The 24044-nt window shown below is 42.1% G+C and carries 27 protein-coding genes; 20 read left to right on the top strand and 7 right to left on the bottom strand.

What is annotated here, in order from left to right; all coding sequences use genetic code 11:
- The first annotated feature begins 1 nt into the window (after window position 1).
- The 8 genes from MHB69_RS17895 (at window position 2) to MHB69_RS17860 (ending at window position 6788) form a co-directional block, all read left to right on the top strand.
- The gene (locus tag MHB69_RS17895; protein WP_070326146.1) at window positions 2-1126 is read left to right on the top strand and encodes an N-acetylneuraminate synthase family protein; all 1125 of its coding nucleotides are present in this window, start codon (window positions 2-4) and stop codon (window positions 1124-1126) included.
- Complete coding sequence (locus MHB69_RS17890; RefSeq protein ID WP_061110221.1) at window positions 1116-1856, top strand: glycosyltransferase family protein; 741 nt, start codon at window positions 1116-1118, stop codon at window positions 1854-1856. The genes MHB69_RS17895 and MHB69_RS17890 overlap by 11 nt, the downstream gene beginning before the upstream one ends.
- Window positions 1853-2881 (top strand): glycosyltransferase, encoded by a 1029-nt coding sequence (locus MHB69_RS17885; RefSeq protein ID WP_081125014.1) that lies wholly within the window; start codon window positions 1853-1855, stop codon window positions 2879-2881. Before MHB69_RS17890 ends, MHB69_RS17885 begins: the two co-directional genes overlap by 4 nt.
- Before the next feature lie 2 nt (window positions 2882-2883).
- Complete coding sequence (locus tag MHB69_RS17880) at window positions 2884-3624, top strand: sugar phosphate nucleotidyltransferase (RefSeq protein ID WP_041115453.1); 741 nt, start codon at window positions 2884-2886, stop codon at window positions 3622-3624.
- Complete coding sequence (rfbB, locus tag MHB69_RS17875; RefSeq protein WP_317221767.1) at window positions 3621-4586, top strand: dTDP-glucose 4,6-dehydratase; 966 nt, start codon at window positions 3621-3623, stop codon at window positions 4584-4586. The genes MHB69_RS17880 and rfbB overlap by 4 nt, the downstream gene beginning before the upstream one ends.
- 3 nt (window positions 4587-4589) lie before the next feature.
- Window positions 4590-5444 (top strand): dTDP-4-dehydrorhamnose reductase, encoded by an 855-nt coding sequence (gene rfbD, locus MHB69_RS17870; protein ID WP_034281275.1) that lies wholly within the window; start codon window positions 4590-4592, stop codon window positions 5442-5444.
- Window positions 5437-5892 carry a dTDP-4-dehydrorhamnose 3,5-epimerase family protein gene (locus tag MHB69_RS17865; RefSeq protein WP_342495822.1) on the top strand — a complete coding sequence of 152 codons (456 nt, stop codon included), beginning with the start codon at window positions 5437-5439 and terminating at the stop codon, window positions 5890-5892. Before rfbD ends, MHB69_RS17865 begins: the two co-directional genes overlap by 8 nt.
- A 104-nt stretch (window positions 5893-5996) precedes the next feature.
- Window positions 5997-6788 carry an SDR family oxidoreductase gene (locus tag MHB69_RS17860; protein ID WP_269199619.1) on the top strand — a complete coding sequence of 264 codons (792 nt, stop codon included), beginning with the start codon at window positions 5997-5999 and terminating at the stop codon, window positions 6786-6788.
- A gap of 13 nt (window positions 6789-6801) precedes the next feature.
- On the opposite strand, the gene MHB69_RS17855 is transcribed toward MHB69_RS17860, so the two are convergent.
- From MHB69_RS17855 to MHB69_RS17830, 6 genes are all read right to left on the bottom strand, one after another.
- Window positions 6802-7995: a pyridoxal phosphate-dependent aminotransferase gene (locus MHB69_RS17855; RefSeq protein WP_342495821.1), complete on the bottom strand. Its 1194-nt coding sequence runs from the start codon at window positions 7993-7995 to the stop codon at window positions 6802-6804.
- 17 nt (window positions 7996-8012) lie between these two features.
- Window positions 8013-9434: an ATP-grasp domain-containing protein gene (locus MHB69_RS17850; protein WP_342495820.1), complete on the bottom strand. Its 1422-nt coding sequence runs from the start codon at window positions 9432-9434 to the stop codon at window positions 8013-8015.
- 15 nt (window positions 9435-9449) lie between these two features.
- Window positions 9450-10211 carry a glucose 1-dehydrogenase gene (locus MHB69_RS17845; protein WP_034281272.1) on the bottom strand — a complete coding sequence of 254 codons (762 nt, stop codon included), beginning with the start codon at window positions 10209-10211 and terminating at the stop codon, window positions 9450-9452.
- Window positions 10208-10915 (bottom strand): cupin domain-containing protein, encoded by a 708-nt coding sequence (locus tag MHB69_RS17840; RefSeq protein ID WP_342495819.1) that lies wholly within the window; start codon window positions 10913-10915, stop codon window positions 10208-10210. Before MHB69_RS17840 ends, MHB69_RS17845 begins: the two co-directional genes overlap by 4 nt.
- 1 nt (window position 10916) lies before the next feature.
- Window positions 10917-11519 carry a bacilysin biosynthesis protein BacA gene (locus MHB69_RS17835; RefSeq protein ID WP_024423797.1) on the bottom strand — a complete coding sequence of 201 codons (603 nt, stop codon included), beginning with the start codon at window positions 11517-11519 and terminating at the stop codon, window positions 10917-10919.
- Window positions 11520-11673: 154 nt separating this feature from the next.
- A complete protein-coding gene (locus MHB69_RS17830) occupies window positions 11674-12906 on the bottom strand; it encodes an MFS transporter (protein WP_041115461.1) in 1233 nt (410 codons plus the stop codon).
- 145 nt (window positions 12907-13051) lie between these two features.
- On the opposite strand from MHB69_RS17830, the gene MHB69_RS17825 reads away from it, so the two are divergent.
- Entirely contained in the window at window positions 13052-13531 is a 480-nt protein-coding gene (locus tag MHB69_RS17825) for an Lrp/AsnC family transcriptional regulator (RefSeq protein WP_041087746.1), read from the top strand.
- A gap of 122 nt (window positions 13532-13653) precedes the next feature.
- Entirely contained in the window at window positions 13654-14622 is a 969-nt protein-coding gene (locus tag MHB69_RS17820; RefSeq protein ID WP_144496434.1) for an alpha/beta hydrolase family protein, read from the top strand.
- A gap of 140 nt (window positions 14623-14762) precedes the next feature.
- Here the strand turns inward: MHB69_RS17820 and hemQ are convergent, their stop codons facing one another.
- The gene (gene hemQ, locus MHB69_RS17815; RefSeq protein ID WP_034281267.1) at window positions 14763-15533 is read right to left on the bottom strand and encodes a hydrogen peroxide-dependent heme synthase; all 771 of its coding nucleotides are present in this window, start codon (window positions 15531-15533) and stop codon (window positions 14763-14765) included.
- Window positions 15534-15773: 240 nt separating this feature from the next.
- On the opposite strand from hemQ, the gene pta reads away from it, so the two are divergent.
- The 10 genes from pta to MHB69_RS17765 all read left to right on the top strand — a co-directional run bounded on the left by pta (window position 15774) and on the right by MHB69_RS17765 (window position 23908).
- On the top strand, window positions 15774-16745 hold the full coding sequence (gene pta, locus MHB69_RS17810) for a phosphate acetyltransferase (RefSeq protein WP_024423792.1): 972 nt from the start codon (window positions 15774-15776) through the stop codon (window positions 16743-16745).
- Window positions 16746-16875: 130 nt separating this feature from the next.
- Window positions 16876-17727 (top strand): MurR/RpiR family transcriptional regulator, encoded by an 852-nt coding sequence (locus MHB69_RS17805; RefSeq protein WP_034281266.1) that lies wholly within the window; start codon window positions 16876-16878, stop codon window positions 17725-17727.
- A gap of 150 nt (window positions 17728-17877) precedes the next feature.
- The gene (locus tag MHB69_RS17800) at window positions 17878-18549 is read left to right on the top strand and encodes an RraA family protein (protein WP_080701171.1); all 672 of its coding nucleotides are present in this window, start codon (window positions 17878-17880) and stop codon (window positions 18547-18549) included.
- Between the two features lie 11 nt (window positions 18550-18560).
- On the top strand, window positions 18561-19439 hold the full coding sequence (locus MHB69_RS17795; RefSeq protein WP_061110212.1) for a prephenate dehydrogenase/arogenate dehydrogenase family protein: 879 nt from the start codon (window positions 18561-18563) through the stop codon (window positions 19437-19439).
- 43 nt (window positions 19440-19482) lie between these two features.
- Complete coding sequence (locus MHB69_RS17790) at window positions 19483-20817, top strand: TRAP transporter large permease subunit (RefSeq protein ID WP_048237701.1); 1335 nt, start codon at window positions 19483-19485, stop codon at window positions 20815-20817.
- A gap of 13 nt (window positions 20818-20830) precedes the next feature.
- A complete protein-coding gene (locus tag MHB69_RS17785) occupies window positions 20831-21097 on the top strand; it encodes a hypothetical protein (protein ID WP_041115477.1) in 267 nt (88 codons plus the stop codon).
- A 175-nt stretch (window positions 21098-21272) separates the two neighbouring features.
- Window positions 21273-21671: a DUF5082 family protein gene (locus tag MHB69_RS17780; protein WP_120208044.1), complete on the top strand. Its 399-nt coding sequence runs from the start codon at window positions 21273-21275 to the stop codon at window positions 21669-21671.
- A 4-nt stretch (window positions 21672-21675) separates the two neighbouring features.
- On the top strand, window positions 21676-21954 hold the full coding sequence (locus tag MHB69_RS17775) for a YwqI/YxiC family protein (RefSeq protein WP_120207895.1): 279 nt from the start codon (window positions 21676-21678) through the stop codon (window positions 21952-21954).
- An 11-nt stretch (window positions 21955-21965) separates the two neighbouring features.
- Window positions 21966-23501, top strand: coding sequence for a T7SS effector LXG polymorphic toxin (locus MHB69_RS17770; protein ID WP_327828274.1), 1536 nt, complete (start codon window positions 21966-21968; stop codon window positions 23499-23501).
- A gap of 11 nt (window positions 23502-23512) precedes the next feature.
- A complete protein-coding gene (locus tag MHB69_RS17765) occupies window positions 23513-23908 on the top strand; it encodes a hypothetical protein (protein ID WP_046312890.1) in 396 nt (131 codons plus the stop codon).
- The last annotated feature ends 136 nt before the right edge of the window (window positions 23909-24044 follow it).

Below are 24044 nucleotides of genomic sequence, written 5' to 3'. Positions count from 1 at the left end.
GATGGCGCATTTCTATATCGGAGATCGCAAAGTAGGGGATGGCGCGCCTGTCTTTATCATTGCAGAGGCAGGCATTAACCATGATGGAAAGCTGGATCAGGCGCTTGCTTTAATTGATGTGGCAAAGGAAGCAGGTGCCGATGCGGTGAAGTTTCAAATGTTTCAAGCTGATCGGATGTATCAAAAGGAACCGGGTTTGTACGAAACAGCCAAAGGGGAAGAGGTGTCTATTTTTTCTTTAGTGGAACAAATGGAGCTACCGCCAGAATGGCTCCCGGTGTTATTGTCACGTTGCGCGGAAAAAGGGCTGATATTTTTAAGCACAGTGTGTGACGAAGAATCTGCGGATCTATTGAATCAAACCGATCCGCCGGCTTTCAAGCTGGCATCCTATGAAATCAATCATTTGCCTCTTATGCGTCACACGGCATCTTTTCAAAAGCCCATCATATTCTCAACAGCCGGGGCAACCATTTCGGATGTCCATGAAGCATATGAGGCGATTACAAGCGAGCATAATCAGCAGGTCGCTATCATGCATTGCGTAGCAAAGTATCCAGCACCTAGAGCTTACACGAATCTCCGCGTGCTTCAAACCTTAGCTGCGGCATTTCCCGAGGCAGTCATTGGCTTTTCTGATCATAGTGAGCATCCAACTGAAGCGCCTGTGGCCGCTGTGAAGCTTGGGGCAGCAATCATTGAAAAGCACTTTACAGTCGATAAAACGTTACCTGGGGCTGATCATTCCTTTGCTCTTGATCCTGAAGAATTGAAGGAAATGGTTCAGCATATTCGAGCGGCAGAAAAGCAGCGGAATCTAACAGAAGCTGACACTCATTCAGTGCCAGAGGAGCTCCTTGGCAGTTCTTATAAAACGACAACAGCTATTGAAGGCAAGATTCGTGAATTTGCGTATCGAGGCATTTTTACGACAAAAGGCATTGCGAAAGGCGAGACATTGACCGCAGAAAATCTAGCCGTGTTACGTCCAGGACAAAAAAGCCAAGGTCTGCATCCAAGGTATATGGCGGTTTTACTTGGCACAAAGGCTGTCAGAGATATCCCAGCCCATACAGGGGTTTCGTGGAAAGATGTACTCATGCAGGAGACGCCAAATGATCAATGATGTCCTTTTTGTCATACAGGCGAGAATGGGCTCAACAAGGCTGCCAAAAAAGGTAATGAAACCGATCGGCGGTATGGCGCTGATCGACCTGATTGTTGAACGAGTAAAGCAATCAGATCATTACAATCACAAAACGCAGAACCTCATGATCGCCACAACAGTTGAGGCAGAAGATGATCTGCTGGCTCATTATTGTTTATCAAAGGGCTATAAAGTATTTCGTGGCAGTGAGGCGGATGTACTGCAGCGATTTGCGCAGATTGTCCGTCATTTTGAACCGCAAACCATTGTGCGTTTAACAGGAGATAACCCATTCATAGATCCAGTCCTTTTGTCGAAAATGCTTGAAAAACATAGACAAGAGAAGGCTGATTACACGTATACGGCTGGAACGCCACTCGGTATTTCCGGGGAAATGATCGACGCACAGATTTTAAGTGAAATCGACAATTTTCCCCTTACGCAGCCAGAGCGTGAGCATGTCACGCTCTATATCAGAAAGCATCCTGAGCAATTTCACCTGCAATTATTCACACCGCCCAAAGAACTTGCATATCCTGCTTATCGATTCACGATTGATACAGAAGAAGATTATGTGTTTGCGACCCGTTTACTAGAGAAAGCTGGCGGCTCCATTGCTGTGCCTACGGCTGAACTCATCACCATTTGCGAACAAGACCCTGATATTGTTCGGTTGAATCAATTTGTGAAACAGAAGGATGCTGAATGAACAAGAAAATCATGATTGTTGTGTATGGTGGGTTTTTAAGAGGGATGGGTCATGTCGTCAGAATGAAACGGCTGGCAAATCAACTGTTTCAAGAAGGAAACGACATATCTTTCTATACAAATGAACAGATCTGTGTAGAAATGCTCTCAGGTCCAGATTGGCACGTTCATTTGGTGCAGGAGTCGAAGGCATTCCTTCAGATGGAGCAGGACATAAAAGAGCTGAATCCAGATCTTCTGCTGATTGATGTACTTGATTGTGACCTCCAATTTCTTCAATTAGTCAAAGCATCCTCCAGCTCTGCCAGGCTGGTCTTATTCGAAGAAAAAAGAGCAGAAGCTTGTCAGCTTGCTGATGCTGTCGTGAACGGCATTTATGGCGGTCTGGACGAAAAGTACATGCAAGTAGATGGGACAGAATATTTTTATGGAACACCTTATTTATTGTTAGATCAAGAGATAAGCCGATTAAAAGACACATATGAGGTTCGAAAAGAATGCAAAAAGGTGGTCATCAGCCTTGGGGGCAGTGACCCGCGTGGATTGTTATTAAAGACTGTATCAGCAATCCTCGAAGCGGACCACTTACACATTTTAGCGGTTACAGGAAAAGCCTCCCGCATTGAAGAACAAATAGAGGCTGAGCATATTCAATTCATTCGTCATACAGATCAATTACCTGCACGCCTTTCGGAAGCTGATCTGGCAATAGTTGCTGGCGGGATGACATTATACGAGGCAGTTTGTATCGGAGTGCCCAGTATTGTCCTTTCACAAGTCGACCATCAAGCAGTGACAGCCGCTCGTTTTGCACAAAAGGGAGCGTGCCACCATCTTGGCTTAGGTGAACTTGTGGATGAAAAAGATATATGGTGTGCTGTGGAAAGACTGTCCAGCAGCTACTTTCTCCGCAGGAGCATCCATCTTAATGGACGGACACTCATTGATGGAAAAGGAATTGAACGAGTGAAAAACATTCTTATACACCTCATGAATCATCACCAAAAAGACTATAAGGATGTGTAGATGTGAAGGGAGTTATTTTAGCAGGAGGAAAGGGATCACGACTGGCGCCTTTAACGAAGATTTTCAATAAACATTTATTGCCGGTTGGTCCATATCCAATGATTTATTGGTCATTGTTCAAATTGAAGGAAGCAGGGATTTTAGATGTGATGGTCATATCACAAGAAGAACAAATCCCGTTGTTTCAAAAGCTGCTTGAAAGCGATCAGGAATTGGGGATGAACATCGTATATCAGGTACAGCCTGAAGCGTCTGGGATATCAGACGGTTTATCCTATGCAAAGCCCTTTGTCAAAGGGGAGAAGTTTGTGCTGATGCTTGGTGATAATGTATTTGAGGATTCGCTAAACCCTTTTGTTGAAGCTTTTCAGCAGCAAGATAGAGGAGCCAAGGTTCTGTTGAAAGAAGTGGCAGATCCAAAGCGATTTGGCATTGCAGAAATTGATGCCGCCCGTCAACAGATTTTATCAATAGAGGAAAAGCCGGAGCATCCGCGCTCATCCTACTGCGTCACGGGCATCTATTTTTATGATCAAGAAGTCTTTCAATATATTGAGAGAATCTCGCCGTCAGATCGAGGCGAATTAGAGATTACAGACGTGAACAATCTCTATATCTCAAATAGCCAGCTGACCTATGATATGTTAAAAGGGTGGTGGATTGATGCAGGAACGCATGAATCTCTCCACGAAGCATCTGCGAAAATGTTTGAAACGATGAAGAAAAAAGAGGGATCCGAATGACGAAGTCTTATTTAATTACAGGCGGAGCGGGTTTTATCGGACTGAATTTTGTGAAGCTGCTGCTTCAGGATACAAATGTCAGGCTCACCGTTTTTGATAAATTAACATATGCCAGTCATCCAGACGAGATGGATGAATTATTAAAGTTGTCACATTTTCGGTTTATTCAAGGGGATATTACCCTTCAGCATGAGCTGGATCAAGCATTTGACGAAGTCTATGATGCGATCATTCATTTTGCGGCAGAATCGCATGTTGATCGCAGCATTGAATCGGCAGAGCCTTTTATTCAAACAAATGTCCTTGGAACGTATCGTATGCTTGAAACTGTTTTAAAAGGAAAGGCGAAAAAGCTCATTCATATTTCAACAGATGAAGTATATGGAGATTTGGAGCCAGATGATCCTGCTTTCACAGAACAAACACCACTCTCACCGAACAATCCTTATTCAGCAAGCAAGGCGAGTTCAGACCTGCTTGTAAAATCCTTTATCCACACTTACCAATTACCCGCGATGATTACACGATGCAGCAACAATTACGGACCGTATCAGCATGAGGAAAAATTAATACCGACCATTATTAGAAAAGCAGTCAATGGAGAGAAAATCCCGATTTATGGAGACGGCCAGCAAATTCGCGATTGGCTGTATGTAGAAGACCATGCGAGAGCTGTGAAGAAGGTGCTCGAAAACGGCACAGCCGGGCAGGTATACAATATTGGCGGCGGCAATGAGAAAACAAATCTTGATTTAACCAAAACGATTCTATCGCAGCTTGGAATCAGTCATGATCAAATTGCGTTTATTCAAGACCGAAAAGGACATGACAGACGGTATGCCATTGATGCAAGTAAGCTAAAAGGCGAGCTCGGCTGGACGCAGGAGACGTCATTTGAAGAAGGTATCGAAAAAACGATCAATTGGTATCGAACCAAATACGATCAGAGCGAAGAAGGGTGACGGATGAAAGTTTTAATCACCGGTGCAGGCGGCCAATTAGGGAAAGAATTGAGCAGACAGCTCAAAGAAAAAGACATGACCGTCATTGCCTTAACGAGGAACATGCTCAATATCACAGACCAGCAGGCAGTTAGACATGCGATGAGACACTATCAGCCTGATATTGTTGTCAGTGCAGCAGCCTATACATCTGTTGATCAATGTGAAACAGAAACCGAAAAGGCGTATCTTGTGAATGGCATTGGCGCCTACTATACAGCCCTGGAAGCAAAGCGCGCAGGCGCTGATGTGTTACATGTCAGTACAGATTATGTGTTTGACGGGCAGGCGGACACCCCTTACCAAATCGATGCACAGGCAGATCCTCAAACCATTTATGGAAAGAGTAAAAAGCTTGGTGAGGAATTGATTCAGCTTGTGTCAGATGAAGTGAAAATCATTCGTACCTCGTGGCTTTATGGACATGAGGGGCATAACTTTGTGAATACCATTCTTCGGCTCGCTGAAACGAAGGATCATTTGCGCATTGTGAACGATCAAATAGGGTCTCCTACTTATACAAAGGATGCAGCTGAGGCCTTGATTCATTTGTTTGATCAGAAGGCAGGCGTGTATCATGTCAGTAATCGAGAAAGCTGTTCCTGGTTTGATTTTGCGTCAGAAATTGTGATGAAAAGCGGCCTGTCCGCCACAATTGAGCCGATTTCCACGGAAGAGTACGGCTTCCAAACGCCTCGCCCAGCCTATTCTGTCTTAGATCTTCAAGCGATTGAAGCCACAGGCTGGCAGCCGAGGCATTGGAAGGATGCACTTTACGAATATTTGCAGAAAGAAGGGAGATGGCAACAGCATGATTGATGGTGTTCAAACGAAAAAACTTATGAAACATTGTGATGACCGCGGCTTTTTTGCAGAGCTCATTCGAGATGATGAACCGATGCTGAAACGCTTTGGGCAGGCGTCATGGTCGAAAAGCTTTCCAGGCGTGATCAAAGCCTTTCATTATCATGAAAAACAAGACGACGTTTGGTTCTTCCCTGCAGGTCATGCGCAGGTCGTGTTATATGATTTGCGTGACGACTCTTCCACAAAGGGGCAAACCGATGTGTATTATATGGGGGAAGACAATCCGATGCTGCTTCTTATCCCAAAGGGTGTCGCGCATGGCTATCGTGTACTAGGTGAGACGCCGCTGCAAATTGTGTATTTCACAACAGAATCGTATGACCCGAATAACCCAGATGAAAAGCGAATCGCCTGGAATGACGAAACGATCGGGTTTAATTGGGAAACGACATTTAAATAGAGAACGGGGGGCCTTTCGCAGGAGAAAGGTCTTTTTTTGTTGAAATACATTCTATATGTGTCATTTTATGTATATGTACTAAGCTGATAAGAAAAGGGATGTGGATGAGTTTGTCTAAAAGAATTGCGTTTGTAACAGGAGCAAGTACAGGGATTGGAAAGGCCATCGCCGTAAAGCTTGCCGCTCAAGACAATGTAAAGATCATCATCAATTCTAGAAATCAATCCTCACTAGAAGAAGCGCAGCAGCACATTGGGCGTATGGCAGAAACAAAGGAGCCGGTGGCTCTTTTCTGTGGGGACATGTCAGATGAAGGAGTGAGGGCTGAGGCTTTTACGAAAATAGAAAAAGAGTTTGGCAGACTGGATGTGTTGATTAATAACATTCCAGGGGGGAAGCCGGATACCTTTGATTCGTGTGACAGCGAGCAGATGATGGCAGTATTTTCTCAAAAAGCCCTTGCGTACATTGATACGATGAAGCGTGCGGCAGCGATGATGAAACGACATGAGTATGGCCGGATCATTCAAATTGTCGGGAACCTATGGAAGGAACCTGGCGACCAAATGTTTACGAACAGTATGATGAATGCAGCGATTATCAATGCTAGTAAAAATGCTGCCACACAGCTTGCACCTTCAGGGATCACAGTGAATTGTTTAAACCCGGGATTTATAGCTACAGATCGGTATGAACAATTTATCGGAAACATGATGCGTAAACAGGCATTATCGCGGGAAGAAGCTGTACAGGCTGTAGCGTCAGGAATTCCAATGAAAAGAGTGGGGTCAGCGAGTGAAATGGCTTCATTGGCCGCTTTTATCGCATCAGAGGAAGCCTCCTATCTTACAGGACAACAAATATCCGTCGATGGTGGTTCGATGAAAAGTATATGACATCAAAAGCCCGCTATATGCGGGTTTTTTGATTAAAGCGAATTGGAAGGATGCGAAGCCGGTCGATAAACAGGGCAAGCTGTTCAATTGGAGCAACCATTGAGATGCGGACATGACGCCTACCATGTGCTCCAAACACACCCCCCGGCGTGACAACGACATCAGTATGTTCGAGTAAATAGTCAGCAAATGCATGAGAATGTTCAAAATCATCAGGGATTGGAGCCCATAAATAAAAGGCGCCAGCTGGACGTTCGATGGACCATCCTAGCTGCTTTTCTGCCTGACGGATGAAAAAGTGAATTCGTTCAAGGTAGACCTCTTTTAATGATTGTATGTGACGGTCATCACTTTGCAAGGCGACAGTTGCAGCTTGTTGAAATCCGCCATACATACTGACAAACACATGATCTTGGAAGGCGTTAATGGCTTGGATGATGTCCTCATTACCTACAGCAAAAGCGACTCTCCATCCTGCCATATTAAATGTTTTGGATAGAGAATATAATTCCACTCCTACGCTTTTCCCAAGAGGAGCGTTTAGAAAGCTTACGGGTTTTTGTTCATAATGAAATGAACCATAGGCAAAATCATGAATGACATGCAGTCCGTGAGCTGATGCAAAATCAGCAGTCTCTTCAAAAAATGCATCATTTGCCACAGCACCTGTTGGGTTATTCGGATAATTTAAGAAAAGAACCTTTGCCTTTTTGAGTACCTCCGGATCAATTGAAGAGAGATTCGGTAAATAGCCATTTTTCGATTCAAGTTTGATGCAGTAGGGCTTTGCGTCTGCCATCAAGATCCCAGAATGATATTCTGGGTAGCCTGGATCGGGGACGAGGGCAACGTCCCCAGGGTCAAGAAGACACTGACTCATGACATAAAGGCCTGTTTTCCCTCCATTGAAAAGAGCAACCTCTTTCTGTGGGTCTATCTCAGGGCCGAACTCCTTTTTGTAGAAATCTGCAATGGCTTGCTTGAAAAAGTCGAAGCCTCTGAAAGGTGCATATTGCTGAAACTGCAAAGTGCCTGCCGCCTCTTGAAGGGCGCTTACGATATGTGCAGGAGTAGGAAGATCGGGATTTCCCTGACCAAGGTTTATGATGTTCGCTCCGTTTTGTGCTTTTTGCGCAATTTTCTCAAATACGGTTCCAAATTTCTGTTCTGGCAGCCGTTTAATCATGTTAGATGGTAAGATCTCCACCACGTTACCCTCTCTTTCTATCCCTTGACTAATTCATCCATTAAATGAAGGGCAGCTTGTTTCTGTAAGTTGCGGATGGATGCGGCAACATCCTGTGAGGATGACCCTTTTAACTCAAGCGACACGATGCCATTAAAGGCTTCAAATAAAGATAGATCGACAAAGGTGCCTTTGGACGGGACAGATTCACTGACGATCACAGTATCTCCAACTAAAGCATCCTGCGGAATATGGATATGATCAATGGTGATGTGTGTGGCCTCTGCCGGTATGTGTCCGCTTTCTTTGAAATGCTGAGGGTATAAATGGCAGTCTGCTATATAATGCGTATGTCCAGAAAGCAGCTCTTTTGGCAGCTCCGCTTTTTTTCCATCGACTAATACATCGATCAGCAGCTTGGCCATATCCACCCCAAACACTTTTTTGATATTCGGAATCATATTCCAGCCAGCAAATCTAGCTGCGGATTCGATCAGTCCTGCTTCTCGATTTTTCATGAGCTTGATCTCTGTATGGGTCGCACAGTTTTCAAGGCCCAGCCCTTCATTTGCCTTCTTAGCTGCCTCAATAATGATTTGCTGGGCTTCATTGTCTAGGATCGAGGGAGTAATATGAGCCGTTTCTGTAAAACCGATTTGAGGGGTCTTGTCATGTATGACAAAAGGGATATATTTTCCCTCCACGACTAACCCTTCTACACTGACATAATCAGAATAGCCACCCTCCTGATACCAATCCTCGTAAGCACCCTCTAAATACGTTTCAGCGACAAATGGTGCTTCATATGTCACAGCGTTTGGGACGGGAATCGTTTGCAAGTAGGATTGTACGTTTAAAAAGAGATCATCACTGCCGGCTCTGTCGTGAAAAAGGGTCACGCCAATGGAGCTTGCTAAATATGTAGGCTTTAAAATAAGCGGTGTCCCGATCTGTTCAATAGCTTGCTGGAAATCAGCTAAAGTCGTGACAGGCTGAGTTTTCACCGCTTTGACACCAGCAGCGTTGAATGCAGCTCTCATTTGGCTTTTATCACGTGCCATTTCAGCTGCTTTTACCCCAGCGCCGCGCAGCCCCAGCCGCTCAGCGGCTTTTGCCATTGGTGCAATGAATAATTCATTATTGGTGGTGATGGCATCAGCTTTGAAAAAGGAAGCCACACGGACTAGGTCATCCACCACCTCTTCCTCTGACTTCAGATAATCATCATGTGCCCAGTAAATAGAATCAGGGTGTTCAAAAGAAGGGTGTGTCTCAAAATAATCACGATCTTTGATGACGGCAATGGAGTATTTTTCGATTAGTTCAGCGTGACCCTTTGTAATGGCAAAGGGTCTAGGGATATAGGAAACGATATGATAAGATGCCGCCACGCTTTCATAAAACATATGGGGCGGGCATCCTCCTAAGTCAGCAATGACAAGTACGGTTTTTTTACTCAATGAAAGCACTCCTTTTTATCTAGCGGTGTATCCGCCATCTGCTGTGACAACACTTCCAGTCATATAGCTGGATAGATCAGAGGCGAGAAACAGCATCACGCCCGCAATTTCTTCGGGTTTTCCGAGACGAAGCAAGGGATTCACCTTTGCTTTTTCCTTTTTAACAACCTCAAGACTTTCTGAATGATTGTCTAAAAAGGATTTTTCATTTAATGGCGTATCAATGATCCCTGGGGCGATACAATTCACCCTGATTTGATGAGCGGCATAGTCGATCGCCATCGATTTGGTGAGCTGGATGACACCGCCCTTTGTTGCGTTGTATGCAGGAATGTCAGGCCAGCCAACGAGACCACCGACAGATCCAGTATTAATAATACTTCCGCTTTTCTTTTCAAGCATATGCGGCAATGTATGCTTACTCATAAGAAATACACCAGTCAGGTTGACCTGTAGAATGTGGTTCCAATCCTCCAGTGTCATCTCGTGAATAGGTGAGACAATTTCGATGCCTGCATTGTTAATCAAAACATCAATTGTCCCGAATTGGCTCAGCACGGATTGAACGGTTTTTTGACAGTCAGACTCATTCGTAATATCTGTTTTGAAAAACGCAGCATGTTCATGAGGCAATGATTCAATGAGTTGTTTACCGCTATCTTCATTGATATCAGCCACTGCTACTTTTGCTCCGTGCTCAAGGAAAAGCTTGACGGCGGCAAGCCCAATCCCAGACGCACCTCCTGTAATCAGGACGACTTTTCCGGCAATGTTCATTTCTTCACCTTAGACGCTTTTGGCTTTAAGCGGTTATAGCGTGGAGGGAAGAAGAGATTAATAGACTTTGATGCTTCTCGCTTTGGATTAATGGCGCCGTGATCTTCTTTTGAATCACAGAAGTAGGTCGTGCCAAATTCCATCTTTTCTGTAAAGCCTTCAATCGTCATATCGTACCCACCGCTAATGCAAATCCCGATTTGTTCATTACGGTGCTTATGAAAAGGCATTTCCCCGCCATTTCCCGGAATGTTGGCAATCATAAGCTCCATCCAGTCCTCCACAAAAAAAGTCACTTCCATGCCAGGAAGTAAATCACGCGTTTTGAAAATGTCTAAGAAATAAGTAGGAGGAGCCGTATATTCCTCGCCATCTTTCAATCTCTTAATATCAATGGCGATCACTTCTTCATCTGTCAGATTCGATGCGCCGTGAGGAACGAATGGTGGTGCAATATAGGCTGATTCTAATGGGGTGAGCAATTGGGTCGATTGGCCGACCGTCATTTGAAGCTCGCCTTTTAATACGATGCCGATTTGTGCTTCTGGATGCTCATGAGGTTCGATGATCGTGTGAGGAGGGACGTATGAAATTAACACTTCCGTATCGCCTCTGACAGTAGAATATTGGATGACACCATTATCCCATTCTCGTTTTTTCGCTTGAGGAAAATATAATTCTTGCACCTTTCGTTCAGTTGTCATGTTACATCTCTCCTTTTCCGAATATAGACCAGCTCATAGGAATGCTTTTAAATGTTCGAATGAAGGTGAGGCCGTATGTAGCTCTAGCCACCTCATTGGTTAAAGCGAAATCAAATTCGCCGTCTCTTACTTTTTGTGCGGCTGTACTTGTAGAATTGACAAGCTCAAATTCAGCATTTTGATGAATAAAATATTGAATCAAATTCACAGGTGCAGGATGAGAAACAATTTTTAAGTGGTGAAGCATTTGTTCTTGAAAGGGGAAATCTGGTCTGACAGCCAAACCATACATGGGCGTGTCACATCTGAATATTTGTAAAAGCTGAAGGTCAGGTCTCATGTAGAAGTGTTTAATTCCTTCGTATGCGTGTGGAACGAGAGTGTATTGGAGTGCGTTAGAGAGAGTATGTTCAATGCAAGTTTCGAATGTGTCGTAAAGGGATAGTTTCGTATGAGTGCCGAGTGTAGTGGTGGAATGAGAGATGAAATGTTTTGCTGCATATTCACTGCTTGTCCCCTTAGGGCCTAATGTATTGACTGTAAACATCTTAGGTGAAACGATGGGCTCTTCTTTGAAATGAAAAACATCATTCTTTAAGATCATGTTTACCTTACCATCCAATCTTTTTCAAATTTTTACTAGATTATAAAAAATAAAATTGGTAATTGTCAACAAAATTTATAAAAAATGTATTTTATGATGATATTAAAAATTGATCTAAAAAACTGCACATATCGAGATGTGCAGTGAAATGAGCTCACGTTTCAAATGTGTTTTTATGTTTCTGCTGTAAGGTTTTTTCACGTTTATAGCTGACGAAGCTGATGAGAAAACCAACAAGCGTAATGAGTGCACATACAAGCCCTACTGTATGATAGCCGAAATGGACATAAACAGGTCCCATCAGAGCTGATCCAAGCATTACGGCAAGATTGGAAGCAAGGCTGTAAAAAGCCATCACTTTGCCTCGGTGGGTCTGGGAGCAGTCGCTCAGGACGGTGCTCAAAAGCGTGACAGATAAACTTTGCATGGCACCCCAAATAAATAAAGCAAAAATGAGCAATGTCCATGAGAACGGTGCATAAGGAAGTAAGGCAAGAACAAGCGTAATGCCGCCCAGCACAAAGAAAAGTGAACGTGTTTTGCCAAACCAATCTGCTAATTTCCCAGTAAACATACTCATGGAAAAGCCAACACCATAAGCCATGATTAGAAGTCCAGCTGTTGATTGCCCCCCGGAAAACAGACTTTGCAGGTAAGCCCCTAAAAATGAGTACATGCCATAAAATCCAAGCATGTTACAAAATGTCACGGTCAAATAGGCAGGGACTCGGTCGATTTTCAAAGCCCCCCATAAAGAGCCTGATTTCTCCCTAGTTTGAGGTGCTTTTGGAGCAGCTGTTGTGACTTGTTTTCGAGATTCAAGGATGACGAGCAGCAAGACAACGAGACTCATCATGGCGAAAATCCAAAATGTCCAGCGCCAGTTCAAACTTTGACCGATAAAGGCGCCAATGGGCACACCTAGGACAAGAGAAAGAGACCAACTCGATACAATGAGCCCCATCACTTTGCCGCGATACTCGTATGGAACCCGGTCGCCCACAAGAGCATAGGCTGTTGGCACAAATACACCAGTCGCCAGCCCAGAAATAGCACGGCCTGCAAAAAACACGGCCAAATTTGGGGCAGCAGCACACATCACTGTGCCAACCAAAAAGAAAGACAGCCCAATAATCAAACACAGCTCTCTTGAATACCGGTCCCCTAAAGGAACGAGCAGCGGAGCTCCAACCAGCACAGCTAACCCATAAATGCTGATGGAAAGAGCGAGAATATCAAGAGAGTGCTGAAAGGAGTTTGATAAATCAGGCAGCAGTGGTGAAATTACCAGCTCTTCCGATCCCGCAGCAAAAACGCCAAGTGTGAGTGCGATGGCAAGTGTGATGGGAAATGTTTTAGAAGCCTGGCTGTCTAAAGATTCTTTCATCAAGTGATCCCTCCATACTTGCTTTTTCATTCAATTCCGTTAAAATAAATTCTACCATTATTTAGTTTTATTTTACATTTCATATCATAAGTATTATCATAAAATACTTTTCAAATGGAACGATTTTTGGATAGGAGAGGTACGAATGAAAATCACCGATGTAGATGTGCATATTTTAAATGAATTGAGAGAAGATGCCCGCTTATCCATGAGGGAATTGTCCAAACGAGTGAATTTATCAGCACCTGCGGTAGCAGAAAGAGTGCGTAAATTAGAGGATGCAGGGATTATCGAAGGGTATTCTGTTCAAGTCAATTATAAAAAATTAGGGCTTCTGATTGACTGCCTGCTGGAAGTTACGGTGTTAAATGGGGAGTATCAGCGTTTTGTGGCTTTTATGAATGAGCATCCACGCGCCTTTTTTGCTTATCGAGTGGCAGGTCAGTCTTGTTTTTTCATTAAGCTGTCAGTTTCTTCTCTTGAAGAAATTGAAGCCTTTATTCAAGAAGTATCTGGATTTACAAAAACCGTCTCCCATATTGTCTTGTCAGAGCACTCTTTTTCCCATCCAATTCAGGAACGCTTGAAACAAATAGAAGAGCCAGAAATGACAGTGGTGAAATAAAAAGTTTCAGATTGTTGACAAAGGGCTAAAATGATTTTTATTTTAGCCCTTTGTATTCTTTTCAGCTTTTTATGCTGAAATATTCGTATAGTAATAATTTGAGATTAAAGGAGTTAATTCTTTTGAAGCTTTTAAAGGTAATAGATTACGCAGCATTAATGGATATGCACAGAACAAGAAGCAAAGAAAGTCACTATAATCATTTGCCTATTGACGTAGGTAACAGGGATCGTTTTTTTAGTGCTCATCCAATTGATTTACAATTTCACATCGATAACCATACAGCAAACTTAAAAAGTGGAATATTTTCTTTTCATTCAAGCATCAAATCTGGTGTAGATAAGAATGACAAGGTTTCTGGGGAAGTGTTTTTACGAAAAGAGTCAAAGCACAAGCCTAATGTAATCTTTGTACATGGATGGAGAATGGATTCATACGACAGAATCAAGAAGATTTATCACGATAAGATCGTTAAACATTATGATTGGAATATGTATTACTACACGCTGCCTTATCATTTCGATAGGGAACCACAAAATTCAACATATTCTGGTGAACACATGATTAGCGCCAATATAAGTCGAACCGTGCAATCCTCCCAGCAAGCTATTGTTGAACTTAGAGGGCTGATTAAATGGATCAAGGAAAATGAAGGTGGGGACATAATCGTAGTTGGTATTAGTTTAGGAGGGTGGCTAACAAACTTATTAGCAACAGTCGAGAAAGACGTGAATATTATTGTATCAGTTTTTTATGCGAACAATATTGCGCATTCCATCTGGAACACTCTTCCTGGGAAGTATATACGAAGAGATCTGGAGGAACATGGGACAACGTATGAAGAACTCGACAAAGCTTGGGATATTATGAACCCTAGTAAAGCAAAACTTCTCGTAGAAAAAGAAAATGTACTCTTAATATCAGGAAAATATGACATGTATATCGACATAAACGATGCTGATACTCTGTGGAATAGCTGGGATCAACCTAAAAGGCACGTATACAGTTGTGGGCATGCTGGAATTGTACTATCTAGAAATAGAATAGCAGCCGACACACTTCAATTTATTGAAAGCAGGCTAAAGAAATAAAATGATGTTCATCCTAACTGCATTGTTGTGGGCCATGAGTTTAGTTTTGTTTCTTACTTATCCTGAAAATGAAGATGTGATCACCTTTCTAAACAAATACATAAAAAAGCTTCGGAGAGATCCGAAGCCTTAAGGGTTTATCATACATGGAAATAAGACGCCAGCTGCTCGTTTGCTAATCGGTTTCCAACAAAGAAGGAACCAAATTCGCCGTAGCGTGCACTGACTTCATCAAAGCGCATTTCATAAACCAATTTTTTAAATTGAAGCACATCATCAGAGAAAAGGGTAACGCCCCACTCATAATCATCAAAACCAACAGAACCTGTAATGATCTGTTTTACTTTCCCAGCATAGCTTCGGCCAATTAAGCCGTGGCTTCTCATAAGAGATTTACGCTCATCCATGGAAAGCATGTACCAGTTGTCATTGCCAGAACGTCTTTTATCCATTGGATAGAAGCACACGTATTGAGAAGAAGGAAGCTCTGGATATAAGCGAGCACGTACATGCGGGTTCTCGTAAGGATCTCCGCCATCGCCGCCTCCTGCTAAGTAGTTGCTGAGCTCAACAACTGAAACATAAGAATAAGCTGGAATCGTAAACTCTGCTAGTCGTGTCTTGTTGAATTCGAGTTCAATTTCACCTAGTTCTTCCATTGTCGGACGTAAAATCATGAGCATAATATCTGCTTTTTGGCCGACAATACTATAGATTGTTTGGCTCCCAGCCTTATCATGCTCAGCTGTTTTCCATTTTTCCAATAGACCTGTGAATTCATGAATGATGGCTTGGCGCTCATCACTTGTCAGCAGCTTCCAAGCTGTCCAGTCGATTGTTCTAAAATCATGCAGTGCATACCAGCCATCTAGTGTTTGAGCTGCTTCATTTGTTGTATGTTGTTCGCTCATTTCTTTCACTCCTATTAACAGTTTTCCATCTGTTCCAACTATAACATAGTTTGTCCAAATGGAGATGTGATCAAAACTTGAACGAGGAAAACAGCTTTTATCAAAATTGATTAAATTAGTTTGAAAAATAAGAATTTAATTTGTAAGCGCTATAATGTAAGTTGGTAGTTTGAATTTAGGTAGAAGAAGAGTATGCTTAAAAGAGAACGCTTTTTTTGTAAAATCAAGGAGGGTATTGAAGTGGCAGATATTTTTTCAACAGTTCAGGAAAAGGTTGCAGGTAAAGGAGTTAAGATCGTTTTTCCTGAGGGAATGGACGAACGCATTCTAACAGCCGTTCAAAAACTAGCAGATGGCAAAGTATTGCAGCCAATTGTGGTAGGAAAAAAACAAGAAGTTGAAGCAAAAGCAAAAGAACTAGGTCTTACACTTGATGGTGTTGACGTGTATGATCCTCATACATATGAAGGTTTTGAAGAGCTTGTACAAGCTTTCGTAGAAAGACGTAAAGGCAAAGCAACAGAAGAGCAAGCCAGAAAAGCATTACTAGATGAAAACTACTTCGGTACAATGCTTGTGTATAAAGGTCTTGCAGACGGACTTGTGAGCGGTGCGGCACACTCAACTGCTGACACAGTACGTCCAGCACTTCAAATCATTAAAACAAAAGAAGGCGTAAAGAAAACATCTGGCGTCTTCATCATGGCTCGCGGCGAAGAGCAGTACGTGTTTGCTGATTGCGCAATCAACATTGCACCAGACAGCCAAGATCTAGCTGAAATTGCGATCGAAAGTGCAAACACAGCAAAAATGTTTGATATCGAGCCACGTGTGGCAATGCTTAGCTTTTCTACAAAAGGCTCAGCAAAATCAGACGAAACAGAAAAAGTATCTGAAGCAGTTCGCATTGCAAAAGAAAAGGCACCTGAGCTTGTACTTGATGGAGAATTCCAATTCGATGCAGCTTTCGTTCCTTCAGTAGCAGCGAAAAAAGCGCCAGATTCCGTCATCAAAGGCGACGCCAGCGTATTTGTTTTCCCTAGCCTTGAAGCTGGAAACATTGGCTACAAAATTGCACAGCGCTTAGGTAACTTTGAAGCTGTAGGTCCTATCCTTCAAGGTTTAAACCAGCCAGTAAACGATCTATCAAGAGGCTGTAATGCCGAAGACGTTTACAACCTTGCGCTTATCACAGCAGCTCAAGCACTATAATGATCTCGAAAAAGGCAGCCAGTACGATAGATTCGTGCTGGCTGTTTTTTTGATGACAAATGTGTACAATATAGGGGAAAAGAAAAAATTTTGATCGTAGATAAAGCCGATAGAATGGGCAGGTGCTATAATGGACGATTTAATACATAAGCTTCAGCATAAGGTCGCGGGATTAACCGAGGCACAAAGGAGAATTGCAGATTATATCGTGCACAATCCAATGGAGGTTGCGTTTTTAACTGTAGATAAATTGGCATCAAAAGTAGGGACGAGTACAGCGACCATCATGAGATTCTCTGCTGCTGTAGGGTATTCCGGTTTCTCCGAGCTTCAAAAAGAGCTTCAATCAAATATGAAGCATAAAGCTGCCCCTCAAACGAGACTTGAAGCGAACCTCAAGCATTCAAATAAAAGTAAGCTCCTGCATAATCATGTTGAGCTGCAATTTCAAAATATCCAGTACGCTTTAGACAATATCACGGAAGAAACCTTTCAGCATATTGTTGAAAAAATAGCCAGCTCCCGCCAGGTTCTGTGTACAAGTGTTCGAAGCGGAAGACCTGTCGGCGAGTATCTGTCACTCGGAATCAATCGGCTGTTGGGGAATTGTCAATATATTGATGCAGACAAAAGTGACTGGGTGGATGATCTCGTTCATTTTCAATCTGATGATTTCATTATAGCGGTCAGCTATCCCCGCTATGCAAAGCGTATGAAGGATTTGCTGGAGGCAGCGAAGTCATATGGGGTGGAAGTGCTTTTAATTACAGACAGCTACAGCTCTCCACTAACAAAGTATGCACAATATGTATTGCCATGTTCCTCAGCAAGTGTGAGCTCTCATAACTCTGTCGTATCTGCTATCTTTATCGTAGATTATATTTTAAGTGCCTTAGCCATTAATGATCCTGAAAGAACAAAACCACGTTTAGATCAAATCAATCATATGTTAACGAAAATGAGTTATCACACAACACATTAGTCGTGTGGTGACTCATTTTTTTAATTTGATTTTTTTGAAAGCGCTTTACTAAATAAAATCGAGATGGTATGATCGTATCACAAAAGTAATAAATATTACTTTAACTATATTAAATGTAATGAATATAACTAAAAGGGGATGATGGAAACTATGAGTACTGTTCAATTCGTTTCAAATGATCTAATAGATCGGGCAAGAAAGCTTAACTCGACCTTGCTGTCAGACGTGATGGGATGCACCGGCGCGATGGATCAACAAATTAAACCTGTTGCAAGAGGCATGAATATAGTAGGGACAGCTTTTACCGTTAGCTTACGGCCAGGGGATAATTTATTTCTTCATCAAGCGATCTACTCTGCGAAAGAAGGAGATGTACTGATTGTTGATGGAAAAGACCATAAGGGCCATGCATATTTAGGGGAATTGATGGCAGGGGCAGCAAAGGCTGTAGGAATAGAAGGAATCGTGATTGACGGGCTTGTTCGCGACAAACTCGCTTTAGAGGAGCTGGCTTTTCCGATCTACAGTAAGGGGTTTATGCCAAATGGACCTTTTAAAGATGGTCCTGGGGAATTGAATCAAACCATCTCGTGCGGCGGTGTCAAAGTAGCACCAGGTGATTTAGTCATTGCTGACGATGATGGAGTCGTCATCGTTCCAAAGGAAAAGGCGGAACACCTGCTGACGCTAGCGGAAGAGAAACAAGCGTATGAAAATCATAGATTACAAACGATTCAACAGTATATGAACGAAGGAAAGCAAGACATCAGTCTCTTAGCACCGGCATGGCTGGAAGGCAGAATGAAAAAATATCAGGGATAGGGGAATCTGTGATGAAGATAGGCTTTATTGGATATGGAGAAGCTGCATATGAGTTGTCAACGGGATTGAAAACAGAAGGATTAGATCAATTTTATGCGTATGATGTACTTTTAGAAAATGAGAAATTGTCTGGTGCGTTGAAAGAAAAAGCATCGCAGACAGGAGTTCAATTAACCAGCAGTATTAGCGAAGTCGTTGAGAAATCTGATATTGTGATTGCTGCTGTGCCAGCGAATAAAACCTTAGAAGTGGCCCAATCCGTATCGGGAAGTTTGAAAGAGAATCAAGTATATGTAGATGTATCGGCATCAACACCAGACATCAAAAAACAAGTGGCAAACGAAATTGAAAAGCAAAAAGCTCTATTCGTAGATGCTGCCATGCTAGGGCCTCTTCCAGTCAACAAACACAAGGTTCCGATCACGGCAAGCGGAAGTGGAACTGACCAATTCATGAAAGTAATGAATGCTTATGGCATGAATATTAAAAAAATCAGTGACCAGCCAGGAGATGCTTCGGCCTTGAAGCTGATCAGAAGCGTTTATATGAAGGGGATCGTTGGTCTCATGGTTGAATTTTTGGAAATTTCAAAAAAGTACAATGTGGAACATCAAGTGATTTCTTCACTAAGCGATACAATGGATAGCAAAAGTTTTGAAGAGACCATGAACCGTCTTGTGACAGGGAGTGCACTTCATGCGAAAAGACGAGCGATCGAGCTGCTTGGCTCTATTGACATGCTGAATGAAGCAGAGGTTGATGCCAGTATGTCACGGGCAGCACAACAGAAGCTAGAGAGATTAGCAGAGTTTCAATTCGTTGAACGGTTTAATGGGAAAAAGCCGGCCAGCTGGGAAGAAGTCATTGACGTGATGCAGCAGGGGAAATAAATTGTAAGCGTTTTATTGAACGAAGGGGAGGCGAAAAAACGATATGGGTTTTATTGCGTTGATTGTATTCATAGCTGTCATCATTATATGGAATGTCGTCGTGAAGCGGAATATGGGGGAAGCCATGCTATTAGGCTTTATTGCAACCACATTATTTGGCGGATTGGATGCATTAAGACTTTTCTGGGATGGATTAAAATTTGCATCCACATATGAGGTGCTCTATGCAGCTGTTGCATTTGTATTCATGGCCTATTTAATCGAAAAGCTGGAATTAATTCATGCACTCTTGCGAATCTTAAATTCGGTTGTAGGGAAACTTCCTGGTGGAGCGGCTTATATGAGTACGTTAGGTTCAGCAGTCTTAGGTGCTCTTTCAGGTTCAAATTCTGCAAACACAGCGGCCACTGGCTCTATCACAGCCTCTTGGATGATTAAATCAGGCTGGAGCCGAACCCATACAGCGACCATTTTAGCAGGGAATGGCGGACTTGGGGCGGCACTGCCTCCGAACTCTTCAATGTTTATCATGCTGGGGTTTGCACCAATTGCAGCCCTTGTATCTGAGGGGGATTTATATATTGCGCTTTTAATAGGAGGACTGTATCAAGTCGTATACCGATTTATTTTGGTGTATATCCTGGTGAAAAAGAATAAAATTCAGGCCATGCCGCCAGATGATATTCTTCCTTTTAGGGAAGCAGTGAAACAAGGGTGGAAGTCGATCTTTATTTTTTTCGGTGCCTTGATTCCTATCATTATCACAATTGGTCCGCTGGCAAACTACTTAAAAAGTAATCCAAACATCGGACCAGAGGCAATGGATCAAATTTCTTTAATTACGTGGATTCCGATTCTCATGATGTTGATTAGTTTAACAATTGGAAGAAAAAAGGCGTCTGCACTAGATTGGTCTCAGTTTTTCAAGTCGGCCATTCCTAAGTTTACAACGATCGGTGCCTTGATGCTGTTTGCTGTTGCTGCTAGTCAGGTGCTTGCTGAATTAGGATTGGCAGAAGATTTGACGCAAATCACATCAGTACTTACCATTCCGAAATGGCTCATGGTGCTCATTGTGGGAATTCTTGTCACGCTAGTGGCTGGGCCATTATCTTCTACAGCCACATTAACAGCTGTTGGACTTGTCTCATTTTCAGCTTTAGTCTCAGTCGGAGTGGATCCAGTTGTGGCTGTTGTTGCCATTCTTGCTTTTTCATCAACAGAAGGCGCTTCCCCGCCGGCATCAGGATCGATTTTCATTGCTTCTGGTCTTGCAGGAGCCAGACCGGAGAAAACGTTTATACCGCTGATTCTCTACTATATGCTGCCGATCGTAGGAATTGGCTGGCTCATCGGAATGGGAATACTTCCAGTATAGAAAGGAGAAACACATGAGAGCATTGATGGAATTTTTATTTAAAGTGCTGCTTGTCCTGTTCTTAACGTCAGGAGCCCTGTTGGTATTCGGTCAAATACTAGGGATTCTTTTGCAAAAGGGAGACATGATCATTGCAAGTACGAACCTATTCAAAAACCCAACATTGGTGTTAAGTGCCTTTTTCAGTCTTGTTGGTTTCTCTCTCCATTATATTCCTGAAAAGAAAGACACCTCATTTAGCGATCATCCATCTGCATCAGCAGGTGAATCGCTCAAATAAGCAATAAGAAGCTGGATTCAGTAAATGAATCCAGCTTTTTTGCGCGCGAGAAATAGGTATTAAAACCCAATACGTACGATTCATTTTTTGGTAAATTTACTTTCAATCATATGCCTCTTGTGCTAGTAAATGGTAACATAACGGAGGACTATTTAAGGGATAGAGGTGTTTGACCATATCTGGAGCAATCATCGGTTATAAAGCAGCCTTGTATTCATTAAAGGCAGATATATCTATCAAAAAAGAACAAATCATCGAACTCAACATGTGCCGCAAAGAAATCAAAGAGGCAAAATCGGCTCTGTCAGATGCCAGCAAGAAAATCACTCATCCAGATCTGACATCACATACATGGTTTGGCCATTTGGCAGACACGTTTGATGACATTCGAGATGAAATGGCTTCCGCCAGTCAGGAAATAAAAGGTGTACAGCTAACCAATCTATTAAATCGAATCGATGAAAAAATCAATGATTTCACATCGGAGATCCATTCGTTAGAACATGAAATTCATTCGGTTGAAAGAAAAATAGAGAAAGAAAAGCAGAAACAACTGGAAGAAAAAAGAGGGTAGTCAAATGACGAGAGAAATTAAAATAGATGCCAGTCAGGTCAAACGAGTATTACAGCATGCAAAACAATCAGGCTCTCAAATGAATACAGCCCTTCCAACAACCATCAAAGGGAGAAATCAGCTCCTGACGGCAGACACAATAGAAGAGATCAATCAGCAGCTGAACGAATTAAGTACATCCTATATAGGCATTCTTCAGAAACAGCTTGTACAAACAGAACAAGCGGTGAACACCATGATTGAAACGGACAAGGCGCTTGCTTTCAGCAGTAAAAGAAAATAAAGGAGAACGCAATGAAAACCCTTGACGCCTTTGCGCAAATAAACGGAATAGATCAAACGCTGAATGCGTTAAAGCAGCAGTCGCAGCAAATCAGCTCCCTAGAAAAACAAATCAATCACATCATCTCACTCGATGGCGCACTAAAGGGAGAGGCGGGACAAGCCATCCGCGCCTTTTATACAGAATGCCATATTCCCTTCCTGCAATTCTTTCAGGTCGTCATTGAGGAATATAGCGCTGCATTAAAAAACACAAAGCAGGCTCTTCACGCATTAGAATCAAATGAGCACGGATTTATCTCACAAGCATTTATCGAACATGATCTTGATCAAGGCTTAAAAAAAGCTGAACGAACAATTTCTGAAATCGTATCAGAGGTAAACCACGCCATTGGCAGAGTTGGTCATATTGTTCATTTACCAAATGTAGATGAATCAGCTTTTCAGCAAAACTATCAAAAGGCATGGCTCGAGACCTCAAGAACCATTGGTCTGCTTCATGCATTTGACCGGGAGCAAACAAGTGCTTTACATGAAACCAAAAGCTCCCTTCAAACAATGAAGCAATACATCGATACCTTAAGTCCCATGTTCACCGGCCCAAAAATCGACATCACGAGCTATCAAAAGGGATCTATTTTCAAAGATGAAAAAGAAGAAAAAGTAAGCAGCACCATCAGTGGATTGAAGGATAAAATAGACAACCCAAAAGACAATCCAATGATGATCATGCTGAAGAAATTGAAAGAGAAACAACACGCGAATGTAGAGACGGTTGTTCGGGAAACGCCGTCTAGTAAAATCAATCAAACCACCTTGACCTTAAATGGTAAAGTATACAACATAAATGAGTACAAAGAGATCAACTTCGAACATGCCAAAACGGTTGACGTCATGCGAGACGGAATGCTGTATCGGTTACGAATATCAGAAAAAAACAAAGTGACGATTGAGAGCGTTAAACCGATGTCTGATGTAAAAACAGGCGATCAACCCCAAAATATCTTAAATACAGCGGTTGAATTTACAGGTATAAACGACGCGATTCGGGTTATTACAGGAAGAGATCCGATAACAGGTGATAAAGTCGCGGATATGGATCGTTTGGTATCAGGGGTGTACATGGTTCCAAGCACCAACATTGTTAAAGTGGGGAAATATGTTTTTAAGATTATTAAAGGGGAGAAAGTAGCTAAGAAAGTTGAGAAGAAAGTAAAGGGTATTGGAAGAGGAGAACAATTATTAGATAAAGTTAAAACATATGAGCAAGCTAGAAATAAGACAGTAGACATAGTTGGAGACCTAGGACCCAATTCACAACCATATACAGGTACGCTTAAGTCGAGTGCTGGATATGGTAAAGTCGTTGGTAGACAGTCCGCTGACGGAAAAGTAAGATGGAGATTAGATTATGACCCTAAAAAGGGACCACATATAAATATTGAAGATTTTCGTAATGGTAAAGGGGCGAATGCTCGAAAGATTGCTATTCCATTTGAGGGTAATGAAAGCACTTTTAAATCTTTATTAAAACATTTGAATAGATAAGGAGATTTTAGATGAGTTTATTAGATGAGTGTATTGAGGCACTAGGTGAGGATGTACATATTTTATATGAAGATAATAGAGAGCAAATATTAAATGATTTTGAAAATTCTTTTCCATTTACTGATTGGGGGCAAATTGAATGGAAGAAGATATCTTCTTATAAGCAAGTGGATACATTCGATGAAATACGATCCTTTTTGAATCAAAAACTGAATGAGTACAGTGATATTGTTTATGTAATTTGGGATGAAGGGACGTTACCAATTATTCAATCTACTTTAGATAAAGTATTTGAAGCTATAGATGATGTTACAGCTGTCAGTTTTGATACGTGGATTTTTTCACCATCTTCTGGATATGCGATTGAAGTTTTTCATGATGGTGAAGTAAAAATAGGGTTGAAATAGAATAGATGAACCCTCAAAGAGAATTAATTTGAGTCTCTTTGAGGGTTTTTAAATGTTTATTATTGTTAATAAAAAAGATATTCTTTCTTTTTCTACTTTATTTGATGCAATGTTAAATAATCTTTGAATGTAAGCT

The sequence above is a fragment of the Bacillus sp. FSL K6-0994 genome (genome assembly GCF_038630815.1).
Lineage (GTDB): Bacteria > Bacillota > Bacilli > Bacillales > Bacillaceae > Bacillus > Bacillus safensis.
This window is presented reverse-complemented; position numbering and strand designations above follow the sequence as displayed.

Excerpts from the sequence above, each read along its gene's own strand:
- MHB69_RS17895 (WP_070326146.1), top strand. The coding sequence starts at position 2 with ATGGCGCATTTCTATATCGGAGATCGCAAAGTAGGGGATGGCGCGCCT.
- MHB69_RS17890 (WP_061110221.1), top strand. The coding sequence starts at position 1,116 with ATGATCAATGATGTCCTTTTTGTCATACAGGCGAGAATGGGCTCAACA.
- MHB69_RS17885 (WP_081125014.1), top strand. The coding sequence starts at position 1,853 with ATGAACAAGAAAATCATGATTGTTGTGTATGGTGGGTTTTTAAGAGGG.
- rfbB (WP_317221767.1), top strand. The coding sequence starts at position 3,621 with ATGACGAAGTCTTATTTAATTACAGGCGGAGCGGGTTTTATCGGACTG.
- rfbD (WP_034281275.1), top strand. The coding sequence starts at position 4,590 with ATGAAAGTTTTAATCACCGGTGCAGGCGGCCAATTAGGGAAAGAATTG.
- MHB69_RS17865 (WP_342495822.1), top strand. The coding sequence starts at position 5,437 with ATGATTGATGGTGTTCAAACGAAAAAACTTATGAAACATTGTGATGAC.
- MHB69_RS17860 (WP_269199619.1), top strand. The coding sequence starts at position 5,997 with ATGAGTTTGTCTAAAAGAATTGCGTTTGTAACAGGAGCAAGTACAGGG.
- MHB69_RS17845 (WP_034281272.1), bottom strand. The coding sequence starts at position 10,211 with ATGAACATTGCCGGAAAAGTCGTCCTGATTACAGGAGGTGCGTCTGGG.
- MHB69_RS17840 (WP_342495819.1), bottom strand. The coding sequence starts at position 10,915 with ATGACAACTGAACGAAAGGTGCAAGAATTATATTTTCCTCAAGCGAAA.
- MHB69_RS17835 (WP_024423797.1), bottom strand. The coding sequence starts at position 11,519 with ATGATCTTAAAGAATGATGTTTTTCATTTCAAAGAAGAGCCCATCGTT.
- MHB69_RS17830 (WP_041115461.1), bottom strand. The coding sequence starts at position 12,906 with ATGAAAGAATCTTTAGACAGCCAGGCTTCTAAAACATTTCCCATCACA.
- MHB69_RS17825 (WP_041087746.1), top strand. The coding sequence starts at position 13,052 with ATGAAAATCACCGATGTAGATGTGCATATTTTAAATGAATTGAGAGAA.
- hemQ (WP_034281267.1), bottom strand. The coding sequence starts at position 15,533 with ATGAGCGAACAACATACAACAAATGAAGCAGCTCAAACACTAGATGGC.
- MHB69_RS17805 (WP_034281266.1), top strand. The coding sequence starts at position 16,876 with ATGGACGATTTAATACATAAGCTTCAGCATAAGGTCGCGGGATTAACC.
- MHB69_RS17800 (WP_080701171.1), top strand. The coding sequence starts at position 17,878 with ATGAGTACTGTTCAATTCGTTTCAAATGATCTAATAGATCGGGCAAGA.
- MHB69_RS17795 (WP_061110212.1), top strand. The coding sequence starts at position 18,561 with ATGAAGATAGGCTTTATTGGATATGGAGAAGCTGCATATGAGTTGTCA.
- MHB69_RS17790 (WP_048237701.1), top strand. The coding sequence starts at position 19,483 with ATGGGTTTTATTGCGTTGATTGTATTCATAGCTGTCATCATTATATGG.
- MHB69_RS17785 (WP_041115477.1), top strand. The coding sequence starts at position 20,831 with ATGAGAGCATTGATGGAATTTTTATTTAAAGTGCTGCTTGTCCTGTTC.
- MHB69_RS17775 (WP_120207895.1), top strand. The coding sequence starts at position 21,676 with ATGACGAGAGAAATTAAAATAGATGCCAGTCAGGTCAAACGAGTATTA.
- MHB69_RS17770 (WP_327828274.1), top strand. The coding sequence starts at position 21,966 with ATGAAAACCCTTGACGCCTTTGCGCAAATAAACGGAATAGATCAAACG.
- MHB69_RS17765 (WP_046312890.1), top strand. The coding sequence starts at position 23,513 with ATGAGTTTATTAGATGAGTGTATTGAGGCACTAGGTGAGGATGTACAT.